The sequence below is a fragment of the Pseudomonas sp. MYb193 genome (assembly GCF_002966775.1).
In the GTDB taxonomy this organism is placed as follows: Bacteria; Pseudomonadota; Gammaproteobacteria; order Pseudomonadales; family Pseudomonadaceae; genus Aquipseudomonas; species Aquipseudomonas paracarnis.
Genome location: NZ_CP023269.1, coordinates 5,841,530 through 5,861,303, shown reverse-complemented (window position 1 = coordinate 5,861,303; position 19,774 = coordinate 5,841,530). Strand labels below are relative to the sequence as shown.

General features: G+C 60.4%; 19 protein-coding genes. 13 read left to right on the top strand and 6 right to left on the bottom strand.

What is annotated here, in order from left to right:
* Window positions 1-92: 92 nt before the first annotated feature.
* From CLM72_RS26990 to CLM72_RS26970, 5 genes are all read left to right on the top strand, one after another.
* Complete coding sequence (locus tag CLM72_RS26990) at window positions 93-1,187, top strand: polyamine ABC transporter substrate-binding protein (RefSeq protein ID WP_034129075.1); 1,095 nt, start codon at window positions 93-95, stop codon at window positions 1,185-1,187.
* A gap of 243 nt (window positions 1,188-1,430) precedes the next feature.
* Window positions 1,431-2,525, top strand: a complete 1,095-nt coding sequence (locus CLM72_RS26985; protein WP_034128995.1) for a polyamine ABC transporter substrate-binding protein — start codon at window positions 1,431-1,433, stop codon at window positions 2,523-2,525.
* Window positions 2,526-2,591: 66 nt separating this feature from the next.
* Window positions 2,592-3,734, top strand: coding sequence for an ABC transporter ATP-binding protein (locus CLM72_RS26980; RefSeq protein ID WP_003195240.1), 1,143 nt, complete (start codon window positions 2,592-2,594; stop codon window positions 3,732-3,734).
* A complete protein-coding gene (locus tag CLM72_RS26975; RefSeq protein ID WP_003195238.1) occupies window positions 3,731-4,651 on the top strand; it encodes an ABC transporter permease subunit in 921 nt (306 codons plus the stop codon). Before CLM72_RS26980 ends, CLM72_RS26975 begins: the two co-directional genes overlap by 4 nt.
* Window positions 4,648-5,532, top strand: coding sequence for an ABC transporter permease subunit (locus CLM72_RS26970; RefSeq protein WP_003195236.1), 885 nt, complete (start codon window positions 4,648-4,650; stop codon window positions 5,530-5,532). Before CLM72_RS26975 ends, CLM72_RS26970 begins: the two co-directional genes overlap by 4 nt.
* Before the next feature lie 129 nt (window positions 5,533-5,661).
* On the opposite strand, the gene CLM72_RS26965 is transcribed toward CLM72_RS26970, so the two are convergent.
* Window positions 5,662-6,303 (bottom strand): HD domain-containing protein, encoded by a 642-nt coding sequence (locus tag CLM72_RS26965; protein WP_105228899.1) that lies wholly within the window; start codon window positions 6,301-6,303, stop codon window positions 5,662-5,664.
* A 248-nt stretch (window positions 6,304-6,551) separates the two neighbouring features.
* Between CLM72_RS26965 and CLM72_RS26955 the strand changes: the two genes are divergently transcribed.
* Entirely contained in the window at window positions 6,552-7,517 is a 966-nt protein-coding gene (locus CLM72_RS26955; protein WP_105228897.1) for a GlxA family transcriptional regulator, read from the top strand.
* 129 nt (window positions 7,518-7,646) lie between these two features.
* Here the strand turns inward: CLM72_RS26955 and CLM72_RS26945 are convergent, their stop codons facing one another.
* Window positions 7,647-10,001, bottom strand: coding sequence for a penicillin acylase family protein (locus CLM72_RS26945; RefSeq protein WP_105228895.1), 2,355 nt, complete (start codon window positions 9,999-10,001; stop codon window positions 7,647-7,649).
* Between the two features lie 26 nt (window positions 10,002-10,027).
* A complete protein-coding gene (locus tag CLM72_RS26940; protein WP_105228894.1) occupies window positions 10,028-10,603 on the bottom strand; it encodes a DUF6436 domain-containing protein in 576 nt (191 codons plus the stop codon).
* A 98-nt stretch (window positions 10,604-10,701) separates the two neighbouring features.
* On the opposite strand from CLM72_RS26940, the gene CLM72_RS26935 reads away from it, so the two are divergent.
* On the top strand, window positions 10,702-11,643 hold the full coding sequence (locus CLM72_RS26935) for an alpha/beta hydrolase (protein ID WP_105228893.1): 942 nt from the start codon (window positions 10,702-10,704) through the stop codon (window positions 11,641-11,643).
* An 86-nt stretch (window positions 11,644-11,729) separates the two neighbouring features.
* Here the strand turns inward: CLM72_RS26935 and CLM72_RS26930 are convergent, their stop codons facing one another.
* Complete coding sequence (locus CLM72_RS26930; protein WP_003195224.1) at window positions 11,730-12,482, bottom strand: DUF2059 domain-containing protein; 753 nt, start codon at window positions 12,480-12,482, stop codon at window positions 11,730-11,732.
* Between the two features lie 131 nt (window positions 12,483-12,613).
* Here CLM72_RS26930 and CLM72_RS26925 point away from each other — a divergent pair, with 131 nt between their 5' ends.
* Both CLM72_RS26925 and CLM72_RS26920 read left to right on the top strand, forming a co-directional pair.
* On the top strand, window positions 12,614-13,246 hold the full coding sequence (locus CLM72_RS26925; protein ID WP_003195222.1) for a 2OG-Fe(II) oxygenase: 633 nt from the start codon (window positions 12,614-12,616) through the stop codon (window positions 13,244-13,246).
* A gap of 2 nt (window positions 13,247-13,248) precedes the next feature.
* On the top strand, window positions 13,249-13,731 hold the full coding sequence (locus CLM72_RS26920; RefSeq protein WP_105228892.1) for a DUF523 domain-containing protein: 483 nt from the start codon (window positions 13,249-13,251) through the stop codon (window positions 13,729-13,731).
* A gap of 48 nt (window positions 13,732-13,779) precedes the next feature.
* Here the strand turns inward: CLM72_RS26920 and CLM72_RS26915 are convergent, their stop codons facing one another.
* Window positions 13,780-14,253: a transporter substrate-binding domain-containing protein gene (locus CLM72_RS26915; protein ID WP_105228891.1), complete on the bottom strand. Its 474-nt coding sequence runs from the start codon at window positions 14,251-14,253 to the stop codon at window positions 13,780-13,782.
* 134 nt (window positions 14,254-14,387) lie between these two features.
* Between CLM72_RS26915 and CLM72_RS26910 the strand changes: the two genes are divergently transcribed.
* Window positions 14,388-14,828, top strand: a complete 441-nt coding sequence (locus CLM72_RS26910; RefSeq protein WP_034128985.1) for a DUF4399 domain-containing protein — start codon at window positions 14,388-14,390, stop codon at window positions 14,826-14,828.
* Window positions 14,829-14,895: 67 nt separating this feature from the next.
* Here the strand turns inward: CLM72_RS26910 and serA are convergent, their stop codons facing one another.
* On the bottom strand, window positions 14,896-16,125 hold the full coding sequence (gene serA, locus CLM72_RS26905) for a phosphoglycerate dehydrogenase (protein ID WP_003195214.1): 1,230 nt from the start codon (window positions 16,123-16,125) through the stop codon (window positions 14,896-14,898).
* A gap of 366 nt (window positions 16,126-16,491) precedes the next feature.
* Between serA and CLM72_RS26890 the strand changes: the two genes are divergently transcribed.
* The 3 genes from CLM72_RS26890 (at window position 16,492) to CLM72_RS26880 (ending at window position 19,745) form a co-directional block, all read left to right on the top strand.
* On the top strand, window positions 16,492-17,886 hold the full coding sequence (locus CLM72_RS26890; protein WP_003195210.1) for an FAD-binding oxidoreductase: 1,395 nt from the start codon (window positions 16,492-16,494) through the stop codon (window positions 17,884-17,886).
* A 22-nt stretch (window positions 17,887-17,908) separates the two neighbouring features.
* Entirely contained in the window at window positions 17,909-18,574 is a 666-nt protein-coding gene (locus CLM72_RS26885; protein ID WP_034128983.1) for a fumarylacetoacetate hydrolase family protein, read from the top strand.
* A gap of 247 nt (window positions 18,575-18,821) precedes the next feature.
* Window positions 18,822-19,745: an SdiA-regulated domain-containing protein gene (locus CLM72_RS26880; RefSeq protein ID WP_034128982.1), complete on the top strand. Its 924-nt coding sequence runs from the start codon at window positions 18,822-18,824 to the stop codon at window positions 19,743-19,745.
* Window positions 19,746-19,774 lie beyond the last annotated feature (29 nt).

The window sequence follows — 19,774 nt, the reverse complement described above, 5'->3', positions numbered from 1 at the left end:
GTTTTGTTGCCCTTCGGTTGGGCCGTAAAACATACAACGCTTGTGGCCCAAAAAAGAAAAAATTGGAGCATCACCAAATGAAGGCATTAGGTTTGAAGAACGCTGGCAAGACCCTCCTCGCCTTGTCCCTGATGGGTGCAATGGCGGGCGCGGCCCAGGCAGACAATAAAGTGCTGCACGTCTACAACTGGTCCGACTACATTGCACCGGACACCATCGCCAACTTTGAAAAAGAGTCGGGCATCAAAGTGGTGTACGACGTTTTTGACAGCAACGAAACCCTGGAAGCCAAGTTGCTGGCAGGCAAGTCCGGCTACGACATCGTTGTGCCGTCGAACAGCTTCCTCGCCAAGCAGATCAAGGCCGGTGTCTACCAGGAGCTGGACAAGTCCAAGCTGTCCAACTACGACAACCTGAACAAATCCCTGCTCAAGGCTGTATCGGTCAGCGACCCGGACAACAAGCACGCCTTCCCGTACATGTGGGGCTCGATGGGCATCGGCTACAACCCGGAGAAGGTAAAGGCCGCACTGGGCGTGGACAAGATCGACTCCTGGGACGTACTGATGAAGCCGGAAAACATCGCCAAGCTGAAAAGCTGCGGCGTGAGCTTCCTCGATTCGCCAACCGAAATGCTGCCGGTAGCGCTGCATTACCTGGGCCTGCCGACCGACACTACGAAGAAGGCTGATCTGAAACAGGCCGAAGACCTGTTCATGAAAATCCGTCCTTCGATCGGCTACTTCCACTCCTCCAAGTACATCTCCGACCTGGCCAACGGCAACATCTGCGTGGCTGTGGGCTACTCGGGTGACATCGAACAGGCCAAAACCCGCGCGGCTGAAGCCGGTGGCAAGGTCAAGATCGCCTACGACATTCCCAAGGAAGGTGCTGGCAGCTTCTTCGACATGGTCGCCATTCCCAAGGATGCCGAAAACGTCGAGGCTGCCTACGCATTCATGAACTACCTACTCAAGCCAGACGTCATGGCCGCGATCACCAACAGTGTGCGTTTCCCGAACGGTAACGAGAAAGCCACTGCCCTGGTCGATAAAGACATCACCAGCGACCCGGGTATTTATCCGTCGGCCGAAGTGCAATCCAAGCTCTACGCCATTGCCGACATGCCGGCGGCAACTCAGCGTGAAATGACCCGTAGCTGGACCAAGATCAAGTCCGGTAAATAACGCCAGAAACCTGTAGGAGCGAGCTTGTGTGGGAGCGGGCTTGCTCGCGAATGCGGAGTGTCAGCCAGCATATGTATCAACTGATACGCCACTTTCGCGAGCAAGCCCGCTCCCACACAAAACAGCTCTCACAAATTAAATGACAGAAAGTTTTGCCGGATCGGTTTATCGACGGTAAGTTGCGCGCCGGTTTTGTTGCCGGGCAACAACTTCAAGGCCCCAACTATTCAAGAGGACCTCCACTTGCCAATTTCTTTATTTCGCAAAGCCATGCTGGTGGGTGCAGGTATCACGCTGGCTGCCAGCGTACAGGCCGCACCGACGGTGCATATTTATAACTGGTCGGACTACATCGGCCCCGACACCCTGGCCAACTTCGAAAAGGCCAGCGGTATCAAGCCTGTGTATGACGTGTTTGACTCCAACGAAACCCTGGAAGGCAAGTTGCTCGCCGGGCGTACCGGCTACGACGTCGTGGTGCCGTCCAACCATTTCCTGGGCAAGCAGATCAAGGCTGGAGCGTTCCAGAAGCTCGACAAGTCACTGCTGACAAACTACGCCAACCTCGACCCGGTGCTGCTCAAGCGCCTGGAAAAGAACGACCCGGGCAACCAGTACGCGGTGCCGTACCTGTGGGGCACCAACGGCATTGGCTACAACGTCGACAAAGTGAAGGAAGTGCTGGGCGTCGACAAGATCGACTCCTGGGCGGTGTTGTTCGAACCGGAAAACATGAAGAAGTTGGCCACTTGCGGCGTGTCGTTCATGGACTCGGCCGATGAAATGCTACCGGCGGTACTCAACTACATGGGCCTGGACCCCAACAGCACCAACCCGGCCGACTACAAGAAAGCCGAGGAAAAACTGCTGAAAGTGCGGCCCTACGTGACCTACTTCCATTCCTCCAAATACATCTCGGACCTGGCCAACGGCAACATCTGCGTGGCGGCCGGTTTCTCCGGCGATGTGTTCCAGGCCAAGGCCCGTGCGGCGGAGGCAGGCAAAGGCGTGAACATCGCCTACACGATTCCCAAAGAAGGCGGCAACCTGTGGTTCGACGTGCTGGCGATTCCCAAGGATGCCAGCAACGTCAAGGAAGCCCACGCCTTCATCAACTATTTGCTGCAGCCTGAGGTGATCGCTCAGGTCAGCGATCAAGTCGGTTACGCCAACCCTAACCCAGGGGCGGACAAACTGATGGAGCAATCGATACGCACCGACGAAGCGGTTTACCCACCGCAGGCGGTTCTCGAGCGGACATTCGTCAACTTTGAGCTACCCCCGAAAGTGCAGCGTTTAATGACCCGTAGCTGGACCAAGGTCAAGACGGGCAAGTAAGGCTAAAACTATCCAAGGCTGGCCCGCATTGGGCCGGCTGCACAGTTTTTTTTGGGAGTTTCGTAAATGGCAGTTGCCTCCGGCGCCTATAAGAAAGCCCTCGAGGGCGACCAGACACCGAAAAAGGTGCTGGTCAAAATCGACCGGGTCACGAAGAAGTTCGACGAGACGATTGCCGTGGACGATGTGTCCCTGGAAATCAAGAAAGGCGAGATCTTCGCCTTGCTCGGCGGTTCGGGTTCGGGCAAATCCACCTTGCTGCGCATGCTTGCAGGTTTCGAGCGCCCAACCGAAGGTCGCATCTACCTCGACGGTGTGGACATCACCGACATGCCGCCCTACGAGCGGCCAATCAACATGATGTTCCAGTCCTACGCCTTGTTCCCGCACATGACCGTGGCGCAGAACATCGCCTTCGGCTTGCAACAGGACAAGATCCCCAAGGCTGAAGTCGACGCACGCGTGGCCGAGATGCTCAAGCTGGTGCAGATGAGCCAGTACGCCAAGCGCAAGCCGCACCAATTGTCCGGTGGCCAGCGCCAGCGTGTGGCCTTGGCCCGTTCCTTGGCCAAGCGCCCGAAACTGCTGCTGCTCGATGAGCCGATGGGCGCACTGGACAAGAAGCTGCGCTCGCAGATGCAACTTGAGTTGGTGGAGATCATCGAGCGCGTTGGGGTGACCTGCGTGATGGTGACCCACGATCAGGAAGAGGCCATGACCATGGCCGAACGCATCGCGATCATGCACCTGGGCTGGATCGCTCAGATCGGCAGCCCCATCGATATCTACGAAACTCCCACCAGCCGCCTGGTGTGCGAGTTCATCGGCAACGTCAACATCTTCGACACCCAGGTGGTGGACGACGCCGAAGGCCACGCGGTGCTCAAGTGCCCGGACCTGGACCGCGACATCTACGTGGGTTACGGCATCGCCACCTCGGTGGAAGACAAGTCGGTGACCTACGCGATTCGCCCGGAAAAACTGCTGGTCACCACCGAAATGCCGACCTGCGAACACAACTGGTCCAGCGGCAAGGTACACGACATCGCCTATCTGGGCGGCCACTCGGTGTTCTACGTGGAGCTGCCGAGCGGCAAGCTGGTGCAGTCTTTCGTCGCCAACGCCGAACGCCGTGGCCAGCGCCCAACCTGGGGTGACCAGGTGTACGTGTGGTGGGAAGACGACAGCGGCGTGGTACTTCGCTCATGAACATGAAGAAATTCAAGCGGCGCTTGGATCGCATCGTGCCCAATGGCAAGCAGGTGGTCATCGGGATTCCCTTCCTCTGGCTGTTCCTGTTTTTCGCACTGCCGTTTTTCATCGTGCTGAAAATCAGCTTTGCCGAAGCCGATGTGGCGATCCCGCCCTATACCGAGATCTATACCTACGTTGAGCAAAAGCTGGAGGTGGTGCTGAACCTGGCCAACTACAGCTTGCTGGCGGGCGACGAGTTGTACATCGCCGCTTACCTGGGCTCGCTGAAGATGGCGTTTTTCAGCACGCTGCTGTGCCTGCTGATCGGCTACCCGATGGCCTACGCCATTGCCACCGCGCGCAAAGAGATGCAGACCGTGCTGGTGCTGCTGATCATGATGCCCACCTGGACCGCGATCCTGATCCGGGTGTATGCGTGGATGGGCATCCTCAGCAACAACGGCCTGCTCAATGGCTTCCTGATGTCCATGGGCTTGATCAACGAGCCACTGCAGATCCTCAACACCAACATCGCGGTGTACATCGGCGTGGTCTATTCGTACCTGCCGTTCATGATCCTGCCGCTGTACGCCAACCTGGTTAAGCACGACCAGAGCCTGCTGGAAGCCGCCTCCGACCTGGGGTCGAGCACCTTCAACAGCTTCTGGAAAATCACCGTGCCGCTGTCCAAGAACGGCATCATCGCCGGTTGCATGCTGGTGTTTATCCCGGTGGTGGGCGAGTTCGTGATTCCTGAACTGCTCGGCGGCCCGGAAACCCTGATGATCGGTAAGGTGTTGTGGCAAGAATTCTTCAACAACCGTGACTGGCCGGTGGCGTCTGCCCTGGCGGTGGTGATGCTGGCGATCCTGATCGTGCCGATCATCCTGTTCAACCGCAGCCAAGCCAAAGAGCTGGAGGGCAAGATATGAAGCGCTTTCGTTTCTCCAGCTTCATGCTGGTCGCAGGCTTGTTGTTCATCTACCTGCCGATGTTGATCCTGGTGATCTACTCGTTCAACGAATCCAAGCTGGTGACAGTGTGGGGCGGTTGGTCGATCAAGTGGTACGTGGGCCTGTTGGACAACACCCAGTTGATGGGCTCGGTGGCCCGCTCCCTGGAAATCGCCTGCTACACGGCGGTGGCGGCGGTGGCGTTGGGTACCCTGGCCGCCTTCGTGCTGACGCGCATCAGCCAGTTCAAGGGCCGCACGCTGTTCGGCGGCCTGGTGACGGCACCGTTGGTGATGCCCGAAGTGATCACCGGCCTGTCGCTGTTGCTGCTGTTCGTGGCCATGGCGCAGATGATCGGCTGGCCCCAGGAGCGTGGCATCGTCACCATCTGGATCGCCCACACCACCTTCTGTGCGGCGTATGTGGCGGTGGTGGTGTCGGCGCGCTTGCGTGAGCTGGACCTGTCGATCGAAGAAGCGGCGATGGACCTGGGCGCGCGGCCGTGGAAGGTGTTCTTCCTGATCACCATCCCGATGATCGCGCCATCGCTGGCAGCGGGCGGCATGATGTCGTTCGCGTTATCGCTGGACGACCTGGTACTGGCCAGCTTCGTGTCGGGCCCCGGTTCCACCACCTTGCCGATGGAAGTGTTCTCGGCGGTGCGTCTGGGGGTTAAACCCGAGATCAACGCCGTGGCGAGCCTGATTCTGTTGGCGGTGTCGCTGGTGACCTTCCTGGTGTGGTTCTTCAGCCGTCGGGCCGAAGAGCATCGCAAGAAGGCTATTCAGCAAGCGATTGAAGAAGCCGCAGCGGATGGCTGGCAGCAGCCGGACAAGCGCCGGGCGCCAGCGCCGGTCTGACTGCCGGAACAGGGTGAAAATGTGGGAGCTGGCTTGCCTGCGATGGCGGTGTATCAGTCACTTATTAGGTGCTGACCCACCGTCATCGCAGGCAAGCCAGCTCCCACATTTGATTGCATTTCAGGTTGATTATGCAGCCCACGGCGACGTGCGGATCACCTGCACAAAATTCATCGGCTTGAACCCCGGCTCCTGGTCCGCCAGCACGTCGGTCTTAACATTGCCAAACGTGGTCTGCGGGCGATGGCGCAAGCCGTCGGCGAACGCGCAGATAATGCACTCCTTGAACCCTTCACCCCGTGGATGCGCGTGCACCACCGCTTCGCGCTGCGCGCTGCTGAACGCGGCGTAGTCGATGCCCAGCACGTCCATCTCCACACCGGCGGTCACCAGCGCTACGGTGGGGCGCAGGTGTTTCGGCACACCCGGCGTGGTGTGCAGGGCGATGGACAACCACACTTGTTCGATATCGTCATCGCTCAACCCATAGGGCTTGAGAAATGCGGCGGCGGCGTTGGCGCCGTCCACTTCAAAACGCTCGTCGTCACTGCGGTGGCCTTCCACCAGGCCCAGGTCATGGAACATCGCGCCGACGTAGAGCAACTCCGGGTTGTAGGCCAATTGCTTGCGCTCACCGCTCAAGGCGCCGAACAGGAAGACGCGGCGCGAATGGTGGTAGAGCAGGTCCGATTCGACGTCGCGGATGTATTCGGTGGTGGCCTTGGCCAAGGCGCTGTCAGGGATCTGGATACCGGCTATGGTGGTGCTCATGGTGGATCTCCTCTGGAAAGACTTCAGTCTGGTCCCATGACCCTGAAGCGGCTATTGCGACAGGGAGGCGATCCCGGCCAATGTGCCGCCACATCGTGCCAAGCATGTAGGCGATCCCCTGTGGGAGCTGGCTTGCCTGCGATAGCATCACCTCGGTGTACCTGCGGTACCGAGTCGTCTGCATCGCAGGCAAGCCAGCTCCCACAAGGGAGTCGCGTTTATCCAGTTGGAAAAAGGTATTTGTGACCATGGGCAAAACCGTCGCCATCCTGATCTTCCCCGGTGTCCAGTCGCTGGACGTGAGCGGGCCGATGGATGTGTTCTGCGAGGCCAACCGCTTCCTGGCGCCCGAGGATCACTATCGGCTGGAAGTACTCGGCTTTGGCCACGGCGCCATGGCGGCCTCCAACGGTTTGTCACTGCAGGCGCACAAGCACTACAGCGAAGCCCGGCAACCCTATGACCTGTTGCTGGTCGCCGGTGGCCCGCAGTTACCCTTCGAAGATTTCGGCCCCGAGTTTGACGCTTGGCTGCGCGCGGCCGCCGCGAAGGCGCAGCGCTTTGGCTCGATCTGCAATGGCGCCTTCATGCTGGCCCGTGCAGGTCTGCTGGACGGCAAGACCGTCACTACCCATTGGAACGATGCCGCCAGCCTGGCGCGCCTGTGCCCCTCGGCCCAGGTCGAAGCCGACCGTCTCTATGTGCAGGACGGCAAGCTCTACACCTCCGCTGGGGTTACGGCGGGTATCGACCTGTCGTTGTACTTGCTGGCCCAGGATCACGGCCCGGAAGTGGCCCTGAGCGTGGCCAAGCGCCTGGTGGTGTTCACCCAGCGCTCGGGCGGGCAATCGCAGTTCAGCCCGTTCCTCACGCCCCATGCCGAAACCACGTCGGCGGTGGCGCTGGTGCAGCTGTACGTGCTGGCCAACCTGACGGGAGACTTGACCATTGCCGACCTGGCCAAGGCGGCCAATATGAGTGCGCGTAATTTCTCGCGGGTGTTTGCCCGTGAAGCGCGGATTACGCCGGCGGAATTTGTCGAGAGGGCGCGCGTGGATGCGGCGCGCGTGATGCTTGAAAGCAGCCACGCACCCCTTAAGACCGTGGCCTATCAATGCGGCTTTCGCGACGCCCAGCACATGCGCAGTGTGTTCAACCGCCGGCTGGGCGTCACGCCGCAACAGTTCAGGCTTAACTTTGCGGCGCCGGTTTGAGCGTGTCGTAGGCTGCGTGATCGTTCCTACGCTCTGCGTGGTAACGCCTCTTGGGACGCTCTGCGTCCCGCTTCTAAGGGCGGACGCGGAGCGTCCATGGCTGCATTCCCACGCGGAGCGTGGGAACGATCATCGGGCGGGCAGCAGTTTCAAGGTGCCGCGGGTATTGGCCGTCACTTCCTCCTCACTGAAGTGCGCCTGCTCATACCTGCCCTCGATATAGCTCTGCGCCTGGTCGCCATAGTGCGTATCAAAGGGCACACCGCTTTGCCCCACCGGGTTGATGGTGAGGGCGTGGGCCGGGTCGGCGAAGTCGATCAGGCGCCGTGTCGACGGACCGTAGGTCACAGGCCACGGCGCCGGGCCAATCGGGGCGGTCTGGTTGTTCGGCACTTCGTGGCTGCCCGGTGCCGGGAACGGGCCGACGTTGAAGATTTTATCCAGCGGTTTTTGCAGGCCCAGCGGGTGGCCGTGGGTCAGGGTGTGCGCCTTGCCCCACTGCCACTGTGCCGGGTCATCGCCGAACGTAGCCTTGAGGTGGGCCAGGCTATTGTCCCAGGCGAGCTTGACGGTGTCGGCCCGATTGCCGTTCCACCAGGGCGAGTCTGCCGACGCGGCCAGGCGGGGCAATGCGGCGTCGATCACGCGGGTGCCGAGCAGGGTCTTGAACAAGGCATCGCCGAGTTTGGGGTGAAAGGTTGCGTCGCTGAGGTTGAACAGCAACTGGTTGAACAGCGTGGCATTGGTGGAGTCCAGCGGGTAGTCACCCTTCCAGTTGGCAAGCTGTTCCACCAGTTTGAGTTGCGCCTGGTCCTTGACCACCTCGCGCAGTACCGGCAACAGCGATGCCAGCAGGCGTGGGCCGTAGGCGGTGGTGGTGCCCAGTTGCAGGGCCTGGCTGTTGGTCACATCCCACTTCACGCTTGTGTCGCTCAACTGCGCGTTCAACTGCTGGCCGCGGTCAGCCAGGTTGTAATAACCGGGGATCGGCATGCCGGTGGGCGATGCCGGCTGGGCATTGGCGGACACCACATAGCCGCGCGGCGGGTTTTCTTCCTGGGGGTTGGCACTGAAGGGGTAGAAACCCAGCTTGTCGGCCTGGGCAGTGCTGCCGTCGAGGATGAACGCCGGGTCGACGCCGGCCGGGCGGATCGGCAACTGCGCTGCCGCCCACCAGCCGATATCGCCTTTGGCATTGGCCCACACGATGTTCAGGCCAGGCGCCGAAACCTTGGCGGCTGCGGCGCGTGCCTTGGGCAGGGTGTCGGCACGGTTGAGTTGGTAGAAACCATCGAGGATCGGGTTTTCACTGTCCAGAAATGCCCACCACATGGCAATCGGTGTGCTGCCGGCGTTCTCACCGAGCACGTCGTTGATGATCGGGCCGTGGGGCGAACGGCGCAGGGTGAGGGTTACCGGCGCCTGGCCCTTGACCTGGATCTGCTGCTCGCTGCTGCTCATGTCCACCCATTGGCCGTGATACCAAACCTGGTTGGGGTTGTCCGGGTTGACCTTCTCGGCGACCAGGTCGAGGTCGTCGTTCTGGAACATGGTCAGGCTCCAGCCGAAGTCCAGGTTGTGCCCCAGGAACGCCACCGGTACCAGCGCGTTGTGGTAGCCGTACAACTCGAAGCCTGGCGCCGACAGCTGCGCCTCGTACCAGACCGAAGGCACCGAGAAACGGATATGAGGGTCACCCGCCAGCAACGGTTTGCCGCTTTGGGTATGGCTGCCGCTGACGGCCCAGGCATTGCTGCCTTCGAACTGCGGCAGGCCGTTGTCGGCCAGGGCCTGTTCGCTCAGGGCGGCGATGGCGCCAAGGGTCTGCCAATCGCTGGCCGCCAGGTTGAGGGCGCCCTTGGGTTGCCAGTCGAGATCGAAGACGTTCAAGTAGGCGCTGCCCAGCCGGTCGCGCACATAGGTCAGTACCGGCTCGGTGCGAAAGGCTGCTGCAAAGCTGTAGGCCATGTACCCGGCGACGCTGATGCTGTCTTCGGCGGTAAACGGGCGCTTGGCGATGCCCAGCACATCGAATTCCATGGGGCTGGCGTGGCTGTCCTGATACTGGTTGATCCCGTCCAGGTAGGCTTGCAGGGCCTTGGACGAGGCTGAGCCAGGGTCCATGTGCTCCACATAGCTCAAGGCACGCTCGCGAATGCGCAGGCTGCGAAACAGTTTGTCGGTCTCCAGCAGCTTGGGCCCCAGCACCTCGGCCAGTTCGCCACGGGCCAGGCGCCGCATGATCTCCATCTGGAACAGGCGGTCCTGGGCATGCACATAGCCCAGGGCGCGGTACAGGTCGGCTTCGTTTTCGGCGCGGATATGCGGTACGCCACGGTCGTCGTAGCGCACCGTGACCGAACCTTGCAGGTGCGCCAGCGTCACCGTGCCCTGGCGCGTGGGTTGTTTGCTGTAGACGTACCAACCGACGCCCAGGGCGACCAGCACAATCAGCACCGCAAAAACCTGCAAGACGCGCTTCATGAACATTCCTTACGAGAGTGGACGGACTACAGATCCTTAGGCCACGAACAATAGCAGCCTACCGCGAGGGTGTGAGTGGCATTCACTTCGCGTCCGGCTCCGAGGGCCTTGAGGATCGGCTCGATAAAACTGTTGCTGGCGTTGCACGTCAGGCCTTCGCTGTAGGGGCCGAAATACGCCAGCTTGCCGGTGCGGTCCCAAATGCCCACGGCCGGGCTGGCGGGGAGCTGGTCCGCGCCGGGCAGGGTATCGAGGACTTTCAGGTGGCGCAGGTTCTCGGGCAACTGGCCGTGGCTGCCGGGTTTTTGCAGGGCATAGAACTCCACCCCTTGGGGCGCGTACTGCTCGATCAACTCGCCCAGGTGTTGCTGGTTACCGACATTGCACGGGCACGCCGGGTCCCAGAAGTGCACCAGGCGAATCGGGCCAGGGCCGCTGAGAGCTGCGGGTAGTTGCAGCGCATCGCCGGAAAATACCGCGGTGTGTTCGCTGAAGGCGCGCAGGTAGCGGCCCTGGAACCAGTCATAGGCCGCCCACAGCACCCCGGCGCAGATAACCAGGATCAGGCTGGCGAACAGGGCGTTACGGTAGGGCGGTCGCATTGGATGTATCCTCGCAGGTCGCGTAGCTTGCCATGCTTGTCCTGACAGATGAATATCGCAGCTCGATATTCATCTTCACCGCAAGTCTGGAAGCCTTTATGCCCGTCACCTTTGACCCTGATCATCTGCGCGAAAGCTTGCGCCCCCTGGTGGATGCGCAGCCGCTGTCAGCCGAGGCGAGGGTTTACCAGCGTTTCTACGGGCTCGACCTGGCCGCACGTCAGGTGCCGGCGGTGAGCCGCCTGGGGCGCTTGCAGGTGGATGGGTTCGAGGTGGTGGCCCAGGTCTGGTGGCCGCCAGCGCCAGTGGCGACGATGTTCCTGTTCCACGGTTTCTACGATCACATGGGGCTGTATCGCCATGTGGTGGACTGGGCGTTGGGCCAGGACTTCGTGGTGATCGCCTGCGACCTGCCTGGCCATGGCTTGTCCAGCGGCGCACGCGCCAGCATCGATGACTTTGCGGTGTACCAGAGCGTGGTGCAGGCCTTGTTCGTCGAGGCCAAGGCGCTGCAATTGCCGCAACCCTGGCACCTGTTCGGACAAAGCACCGGCGGCGCCATCGTGGTGGACCATCTGCTCAACCACGGCGCCCAAAGCCCGGCCCAGGGCAAGACCTTCCTGCTGTCGCCGTTGGTGCGGCCGCGTGCCTGGGGTTGGTCGCAGGTCAGCTATTACCTGCTGCGCCCGTTCGTCAAAGGCATCGCCCGGCGTTTCAGCGATAACTCCAACGACCCTGCGTTCAAGCCGTTCCTGGAAGCCGACCCGCTGCAGCCTCGCCAATTGCCTACCGCCTGGGTGGGGTCGCTGGCGCGCTGGATCAAACGCATCGAAGCCGCACCACGCAGCCCCCGGCGCCCGGTGATCGTGCAGGGTGAGGAAGATATGACGGTGGACTGGCAGCACAATTTGCAGGTGTTGCGGGGTAAGTTCGACCGGCCTGAGGTGTTGATGCTCAAGCAGGGGCGGCATCACTTGGCCAATGAAATTCCGCAGATTCGCGAAGCATATTTTAACTTCCTCACGGATCACCTGAAATAACGCAGTCCAAATGTGGGAGCTGGCTTGCCTGCGATAGCGGTGTCACTGACACAGCGCAATCGCAGGCAAGCCAGCTCCGACAGGGTTTACTGCGTCAGGCTTGAGGTGCTTTGACCAACGGCAAGCCCTGCGCGAATGGCTGCAAGGGCGGCCTGGTAATAGGCCTTGCCCTCCGGCGACTCGGCAAAGGTGGCGAACTCTTCCAGCTCCGGGTCGGACAAATCCCGATAGACATACAGCAAGGTATTGTTCAAATCCTTGTCGATCTGCTGCATCAACCGCTCACGCTGGCCATTCAACATTCCTTGCGCCTGACCGCCGCCGAGCAGGCCAGGGATCATCTGGCTCAAGCTGTCGGCCGCCACGCCAGCAATCGCCAGGCTGACCTCGGCGCCGGCCTCGCGGGCGGGCAGGGCCTGGGCCAAGTGGCCGATGATCAGGCTGCGGGTGGCATCGGCTTCAAGTTTAGGCAGACCCTGGGCGTTTTTTGCCAGTTGGTCGCGGCGCGTGGCCAGCAACTCGGCGGCGACGATCTTGCGGCCCAGGGGCGATTGGAAAAACGCCAGGGCAGGTTTCGGGTCGGGCAAGTGCTTGCGCAATTGCGCCTCGGCACGCTGGTCCATGGCCTGGGCGGCAAAGCGTTTATTGCTGTTGTCCACCAGCGCCTGGTACACCACCGGCGGCAGGCTATTGCGGTAGCGCTGCTGGGCGGCACTGAGGGCGTCATTGAAGTGCGCACGTTGTTCGGCCCAGCCGGCGACCTTGTACAACTGGTCATGGCCGTCTGCCCAGGCGGGCAAAACGCAGAACATCAACACAGAAAAAAACAAACGACGCATAAGGACTCCTGTCAGTCGGCCACTATTGTCCGTGTCGGGCGTAGGATTTGTCGAGAAGTCCTATCAGTCACCTGACTAAAGTGTATTCAGACGCTCAACGGCGCTGTCGGATTTTCAGGCGTATGGATACTATGCGCGCCATGCAAATACCCCTCGATCACCCGCTGCTGCAACGCATCGTCGACGACCTGGCCGAAAAAGGCTGGTCGCAGCAAAATGGCTTCCTGCCCCAGGCTCTGACCCTGGAGCTGGCGGCTGAGTGCCGTAAACGTGCGGCGCAAGGTGAACTGGCGCCCGCAGCAGTAGGTCGGGGGCCGGCCCAGGAGATTCGCGAGGGCATTCGCGGTGACCATATCCAGTGGTTGGAGGAGGGGGACGCGCCTATCTGCGATACCTACATGGGCGTGATGGACGGCCTGCGCCTGGCGATGAATCGCAGCCTGTTCCTGGGCCTGGAAGATTTCGAAAGCCACTTCGCGATGTATCCGCCGGGCGCGTTTTACCTCAAGCATGTAGACCGTTTTCGCGACGATGACCGGCGCATGGTCTCGGCGGTGATCTACTTGAACGACGCCTGGCTGCCTGAGCATGGCGGCCAACTGCGCATGTACCTCAAGGGCGGTGTCGAATACGACGTGGTGCCCACCGGGGGTTGCCTGGTGGTATTCCTGTCGGGCGAGGTGCCTCACGAAGTCCTGCCCGCTACGCGCGAACGCCTGTCCCTGACGGGCTGGTTTCGCCGGCGGGGCAATGAGCCGTTTTAAGCATGGAAAAGATTCTGGTCAGCCGCTGCCTGCTCGGGCACAAGGTGCGCTATGACGGCGGGGCCAGCGGCCCATTCGACCCACTGGCAGCGTGGCAAGCTGAAGGCCGCGTGGTTGCCATCTGCCCGGAAGTGGCGGGCGGCTTGCCCACGCCGCGGCCATCGGCCGAAATCCCAGGCGGGCAGGGCATCGACGTGTGGGAAGGCCGCGCCCAGGTGCTGACGGCCGAGGGCGAAGACTTCACCAGCGCCTTTCTCGACGGTGCCCGCCAAGCCTTGGCGCTGGTGCAACGGCATCACATCCGCATCGCCATTCTCAAGGCCAACAGCCCATCCTGCGGCAATCTGTTGACCTATGACGGCACCTTCAGCGGGGTGAAGGTCAGTGGCGAAGGCGTCACGGCGGCGCTGCTCAAGCGCCATGGTGTGCAGGTGTTCAGTGAGTTGCAGTTGCCAGAGGCGGCGATCGCCCTCACGCAGCTTTAATGAAGCTTAAACAGATCAAATGTGGGTGCAGCTTGCCTGCTCCCACATTTATTGCACCTTGAGCCATTTCTGCGACAGCGCCTTCAACCGGCCATCGTCCTTAACCCGCTTCAACGCCCCGTTCAAACTGGTCTTGAACGCCGGGTTGCCCTTCTGGAACGGGATCGCCAATGCCGGCTTCTGGTGATAAGGCTCACTGAAATCGAAACGATCCTCAAGCTCGGCAGTCATAGCCATATGGTTAATGGCCACGTCGTACTTGCCGGTTTCCACACCGGACAGCAGGTCCGCGTTATCGGTGGTAATAAACGAGGAGCGCACCTCCATCTCCTTGGCCAGCAGTTCACCCAGCTCCACTTCAAAGCCGGCGAGTTTGTCGCCCTCTTTGAAATTGTACGGCGGGGTGTTGGCTTCCAGGGCGATGCGCAGTTCACCGCGATCGTTGACGTCGTCAATCAGTTCGGCATGAGCCAAGGGGCTCAGAAGAGGAAGCAACAGCAACAGGCCAGGCGAAAAGCGCATGGTCACTCCTAAAGAATTCGTACAGGCGAGGCGCCGTTCAGCAACGTTTTGTTATGGTGTCGGGTGCCTTGGACCGCAATTTATCGCGAAGTTGTCATAACCCTACAGATTTCACCGAAAAACTGGAGAAGCGAATGAAAGCCCTTTTGTCCCGTGCAACGATTGCCAGCCTTTTGCTGGGTACCTCGATGTTGGCCAGTGCCGCAGACCTTCCTCGTACACCTGCGCCTGAAGGTGCCGAAGTGTTCATCGTCTCGCCGAAAGATGGCGCCACCGTTGATAAAACCTTCACCGTCAAATTCGGCGTCAAGAAGCTGGACCTGGAACCGATCGACAAGCAAGTGCCTAACGCCGGGCACCACCACCTGCTGGTAGACCAGAAGGTGGAGTCGCTCAACGCCAATGAGGCGATCCCGGCCACGCCTACCTCGATTCACTTCGGCAAGGCGCAGACCGAAACCGAGCTGACCCTGACGCCAGGCAAGCACACCCTGCAACTGGTGGCCGGCGACAACGTGCATCGCCAGTTCGAGCCCACAGTCGCTTCGAAAGTGATCACCGTTAACGTCAAATAAGCGTTATTCGGGCAAAAAAATGGGAGACCCCTGCGGGTCTCCCATTTTTTATCCAGCGCTTGAAGCCTTAGAACAACACGCGGCTACGAATAGTGCCGTTGATGTGCTGCAGCTTCTCTTGCGCCAGGTCCGAGTACTCGGCGTCGACGTCGATCACCACGTAGCCGACCTTCTCGTTGGTCTGCAGGAACTGACCGGAGATGTTGATGCCGTTTTCCGCGAAGACCTTGTTGATCTCCATCATCACGCCAGGGATGTTCTGGTGGATGTGCAGCAGGCGGTGCTTGCCCGGGTGAGCCGGCAGGGCCACTTCCGGGAAGTTGACCGACGATACCGAGGTACCGTTGTCGCTGTACTTGACCAGTTTTTCCGAGACTTCCAGGCCGATGTTGGCTTGGGCTTCAGCGGTGGAGCCGCCGATGTGCGGGGTCAGGATCACGTTGTCCAGGCCACGCAGCGGGCTTTCGAAGATGTCATCGTTGGAGCGTGGCTCCACCGGGAACACGTCGATGGCAGCGCCGATCAGGTGCTTGTCCTTGATCGCGTCGGCCAGGGCATCCAGCTCGACCACGGTGCCGCGAGCGGCGTTGATCAGAATCCCGCCTTTCTTGATCGCACGGATTTCCTTCTCACCGATCATCCACTGGGTCTCGGCCGTTTCCGGAACGTGCAGGGTGACGATGTCGGACATGCCCAGCAGCTCGGTCAGGCTGGCCACTTGGGTGGCGTTGCCCAATGGCAGCTTGGTCAGGGTGTCGTAGAAGAACACCTGCATGCCCAGGCCTTCAGCCAACACCGACAGTTGCGTGCCGATCGAGCCGTAGCCGACGATGCCCAGCTTCTTGCCGCGGATTTCGAAGGAGTTGGCCGCGCTCTTGATCCAGCCGCCACGGTGGCAGGAAGCGTTCTTCTCAGGGATACCGCGCAGCAGCAGGATGGCCTCGGCCAGCACCAGCTCCGCTACGGAACGGGTGTTGGAGTACGGTGCATTGAACACCGCGATGCCGCGCTCGCGCGCTGCATTGAGGTCGACCTGGTTGGTGCCGATGCAGAAACAGCCGACAGCCACGAGTTTCTTGGCGTGGTCGAAGATCTCTTCGGTCAGCTGAGTGCGGGAGCGAATGCCGATAAAGTGCGCGTCGGCGATCTTTTCCTTGAGCTGGGCTTCCGGCAGAGAACTGGTGATGTACTCAATGCTGGTGTACCCGGCGGCTTTCAGAACGTCGACAGCCGATGGGTGGACGCCTTCCAGAAGAAGGAACTTGATCTTGCTCTTATCGAGAGAAGTCTTGCTCATCTGCGTAAACCTGTATCCCGGAGAAAATTGGCAGGGAGTCGAGCAGCCGGATGTGCCCTGATTCACCAATACTGTTTCTGTTTGACGGCGTCTGTTGCCGTCATGCTGCGTTGCCGCTCCTCCCCATAGCCAGCTATGAGTCGTCGCGGCGCCTTGCCTGACGACAACAGCCACTCGTCAAACAGAAACGTATTGGTAAATCAGGGCACAGAGCTGACCCGGACGGCAGGAAAGCCGTCACCGCAGAAACGCCCTTTGGGTCTGTCCTGCGGGGGCGGTATGCTAGCATACGCACCCCGCTAAACACCTATTCCTGCGACGTGAAGCGTTCTCAGGATGACCATGAATTGTTCGAGAGTTCTGTCGATGACCCATCCTGCCCTGATTGATGAGCTAAAGACCCTGGTTGAGCCCGGCAAAGTGCTGACCGACGCCGACTCCCTGGAGGCTTACGGCAAGGATTGGACCAAGCACTTCGCCCCCGCACCCACCGCTATCGTATTCCCGAAGACCACCGAGCAGGTGCAGGCCATCGTACGGTGGGCCAATGAGCACAAGGTGGCGCTGGTGCCATCGGGCGGGCGCACGGGCTTGTCGGCTGCTGCCGTTGCCGCCAACGGCGAAGTGGTGGTGTCGTTCGACTATATGAACCAGATCCTCGACGTGAACCTCACCGACCGCACCGCCGTGTGCCAGCCGGGTGTGGTCACCAAGCAACTGCAGAACGTCGCAGAAGAAAACGGCCTGTATTATCCGGTGGACTTCGCCTCGTCCGGTTCCAGCCAGATTGGCGGCAATATCGGCACCAATGCCGGCGGGATCAAAGTGATTCGCTACGGTATGACACGCAACTGGGTGGCCGGCATGAAGGTCGTCACCGGCAAAGGAGATGTGCTGGAGCTGAACCGCGACCTGATCAAGAACGCCACCGGCTACGACATGCGCCAGCTGTTTATCGGCGCCGAGGGCACCCTGGGCTTTGTGGTCGAAGCCACCATGCGCCTGGACCGTGCGCCAAAGAACCTCACGGCGATGGTGCTCGGCACGACTGATTTCGACTCGATCATGCCGGTGCTGCACGCCTTCCAGAGCAAGCTGGACCTGACCGCCTTCGAATTCTTCTCGGACAAGGCCCTGGCCAAAGTCCTTGGCCGTGGCGACGTGCCGGCGCCGTTCGAAACCGAGTGCCCGTTCTACGCGTTGCTCGAATTTGAAGCTACCACCGAAGAAGTCGCCAACCACGCCCTGGAAACCTTCGAACATTGTGTGGAGCAGGGCTGGGTGCTGGATGGCGTGATGAGCCAGAGCGAAACCCAGCTGCACAACCTGTGGAAGCTGCGCGAGTACATCTCCGAAACCATTTCCCACTGGACGCCGTACAAGAACGACATCTCGGTGACCGTTTCGAAAGTGCCGGCCTTCCTGAGCGAAATTGACGCGATCGTCGGCGAACACTACCCGGACTTCGAAATTGTCTGGTTCGGCCATATCGGCGACGGCAACCTGCACCTGAACATCCTCAAGCCGGAAAACCTGAGCAAGGATGAGTTTTTCGCCAAGTGCGCCACCGTGAACAAATGGGTATTCGAGACCGTCGCCAAGTACAACGGCTCGATCTCCGCCGAACACGGGGTGGGCATGACCAAGCGCGATTACCTGACCTACAGCCGTTCACCGGTTGAAATCGAATACATGAAGGCCGTCAAAGCCGTGTTCGACCCTAACGGGATCATGAACCCCGGCAAGATCTTCGCTGTTTAACCGCACCTGAAGGAGTCGTTCCATGAGCTACCAGCACAAGTATGTCGACGGCACCAACATCCACTTCCCGGTGGGTAAAGTGGTGTGCATCGGGCGTAACTACGCCGAACACGCCAAGGAACTGGACAACCCGGTGCCTACCGAGCCGCTGCTGTTCATCAAGCCGGGCAGTTGCGTGGTGCCGTTGGAAGGCGGCTTTGCCATTCCGACCGAACGCGGTTCGGTGCACTACGAGGCGGAAATCGCCGTGTTGATCGGTAAGCCTTTGTCCGCCAAGCCGAGCCGGGAAGAAGTGCTGGACGCCATCTCGGGCTTCGCCCCGGCCCTGGACCTGACCCTGCGCGACAAACAGGCCGAGCTCAAAGCCAAGGGCCTGCCGTGGGAAATCGCCAAGTCGTTCGATGGCGCGGCGGTGATTGCCCCCTTCGTGGTCAGCAGTACCTTTGCAGACGTGACCGATATCGGCATTCGCCTGAGCATTAACGGCGAAGTGCGCCAGGACGGCAACAGCGCGCAGATGCTCAACCCGATTGTGCCGATGATTCAGTACATGGCGGGTTGCTTCTCCCTGCAAGCGGGCGACGTGATCCTGACCGGCACACCGGCGGGCGTTGGCCCGTTGAATGTGGGGGATGAAGTGGTGTTGGAGCTGGCGGGTGTCAATCGCTTCGAAAGCGTTGTGCGCTAAATCACTGCCAAACTGCGATCAAACTGTGGGAGCGGGCTTGCCCGCGATGGCGGTGTGACAGTCACTGAATAGTTGACTGAACGCCCTCAATCGCGGGCAAGCCCGCTCCCACAGTTGTTTGTGTACATCTGCAGGATCCGGCGTTTTGCATTTTTTTCACACGCCATCCGGATAATTCCCTGCTCTTGCGCGCGGGGCCTTGAATCCTGTGCTATCCCCTACAGCTGACTTTCCGGAAAAGCGCTCAATGGTCGTGCCTCTGCCTACTTCGAAAACCTCGCTCCGCTCTCGCTTGTCCATGCGCTGGTATTCCTGGGTGTTCTTGGCCGGTGCCATTTTGTATGGCGTGGCCTGGGCCATGCACTGGGACGATCGCGGTCTGCTGTGGGTGCTGGAGCGTTTCGAAAGTTCGGCTGAGCGCCGGGAGAGTGTGTGGCTGCCCGACTATCACGCGGTGATCGACGCCAAGTTGCTGCCCGGTATGGAGAAGGATGAGGCTTCGGACCTGTCCTACAACCCTCAGACCAAAACCCTGTTTTCGGTGATGGGCAAGAACCCCTTCCTGGTCGAACTGAGCCTGCAAGGCGATGTGTTGCGCAAAATGCCGCTCAACGGTTGGAACAACCCGGAAGGCGTGGCGGTGATGGAAAACGGCTTGATGGCGGTGGTCGATGAACGCGATCACAGCCTGACCGTGGTCAAGGTCGACGCCGGCACTACGGCGCTGAACAAGGCCGATTTCCCCAGTCATGACCTGGGCCCGTCCAAAGATCAGAACAAAGCCTTTGAAGCCGTCACCTGGGACAAGCGCAACCAGCAGTTGGTGCTGGGCGAAGAGCGTCCGCCGGCCTTGTTCACCTGGAAAAGCGATGGCAATACGCTGACCGGCGACAAGCAAAAACTCGCCAGCACCGAACTGGATGTGCGCAACCTGTCGGCCCTGTCCATCGACCCCCGTACCGGGCATTTGCTGGTGTTGTCGGCCGATTCCCACCTGCTGCTGGAACTGGATGAAACGGGCGAGCAAGTCAGCTTCATGACCTTGCTTGGCGGCTTCAATGGCCTGAAAGACACGATCCCACGTGCCGAAGGCGTGACCATGGACGAGAGCGGCAATCTGTACATGGTCAGCGAGCCAAACCTGTTCTATCGCTTTGAAAAGCAGAAATAACTGACGAATTACGTCAGAGTTATCTTTAT

What these genes read in the sequence shown, in the direction of transcription:
- CLM72_RS26975 (WP_003195238.1), top strand. Translation starts at nt 3,731, where the DNA reads ATGAACATGAAGAAATTCAAGCGGCGCTTGGATCGCATCGTGCCCAAT.
- CLM72_RS26935 (WP_105228893.1), top strand. Translation starts at nt 10,702, where the DNA reads ATGCCCGTCACCTTTGACCCTGATCATCTGCGCGAAAGCTTGCGCCCC.
- CLM72_RS26920 (WP_105228892.1), top strand. Translation starts at nt 13,249, where the DNA reads ATGGAAAAGATTCTGGTCAGCCGCTGCCTGCTCGGGCACAAGGTGCGC.
- CLM72_RS26890 (WP_003195210.1), top strand. Translation starts at nt 16,492, where the DNA reads ATGACCCATCCTGCCCTGATTGATGAGCTAAAGACCCTGGTTGAGCCC.
- CLM72_RS26965 (WP_105228899.1), bottom strand. Translation starts at nt 6,303, where the DNA reads ATGAGCACCACCATAGCCGGTATCCAGATCCCTGACAGCGCCTTGGCC.
- CLM72_RS26940 (WP_105228894.1), bottom strand. Translation starts at nt 10,603, where the DNA reads ATGCGACCGCCCTACCGTAACGCCCTGTTCGCCAGCCTGATCCTGGTT.
- CLM72_RS26910 (WP_034128985.1), top strand. Translation starts at nt 14,388, where the DNA reads ATGAAAGCCCTTTTGTCCCGTGCAACGATTGCCAGCCTTTTGCTGGGT.
- CLM72_RS26885 (WP_034128983.1), top strand. Translation starts at nt 17,909, where the DNA reads ATGAGCTACCAGCACAAGTATGTCGACGGCACCAACATCCACTTCCCG.
- CLM72_RS26980 (WP_003195240.1), top strand. Translation starts at nt 2,592, where the DNA reads ATGGCAGTTGCCTCCGGCGCCTATAAGAAAGCCCTCGAGGGCGACCAG.
- CLM72_RS26880 (WP_034128982.1), top strand. Translation starts at nt 18,822, where the DNA reads ATGGTCGTGCCTCTGCCTACTTCGAAAACCTCGCTCCGCTCTCGCTTG.
- CLM72_RS26930 (WP_003195224.1), bottom strand. Translation starts at nt 12,482, where the DNA reads ATGCGTCGTTTGTTTTTTTCTGTGTTGATGTTCTGCGTTTTGCCCGCC.
- CLM72_RS26955 (WP_105228897.1), top strand. Translation starts at nt 6,552, where the DNA reads ATGGGCAAAACCGTCGCCATCCTGATCTTCCCCGGTGTCCAGTCGCTG.
- CLM72_RS26925 (WP_003195222.1), top strand. Translation starts at nt 12,614, where the DNA reads ATGCGCGCCATGCAAATACCCCTCGATCACCCGCTGCTGCAACGCATC.
- CLM72_RS26915 (WP_105228891.1), bottom strand. Translation starts at nt 14,253, where the DNA reads ATGCGCTTTTCGCCTGGCCTGTTGCTGTTGCTTCCTCTTCTGAGCCCC.
- CLM72_RS26945 (WP_105228895.1), bottom strand. Translation starts at nt 10,001, where the DNA reads ATGAAGCGCGTCTTGCAGGTTTTTGCGGTGCTGATTGTGCTGGTCGCC.
- serA (WP_003195214.1), bottom strand. Translation starts at nt 16,125, where the DNA reads ATGAGCAAGACTTCTCTCGATAAGAGCAAGATCAAGTTCCTTCTTCTG.
- CLM72_RS26970 (WP_003195236.1), top strand. Translation starts at nt 4,648, where the DNA reads ATGAAGCGCTTTCGTTTCTCCAGCTTCATGCTGGTCGCAGGCTTGTTG.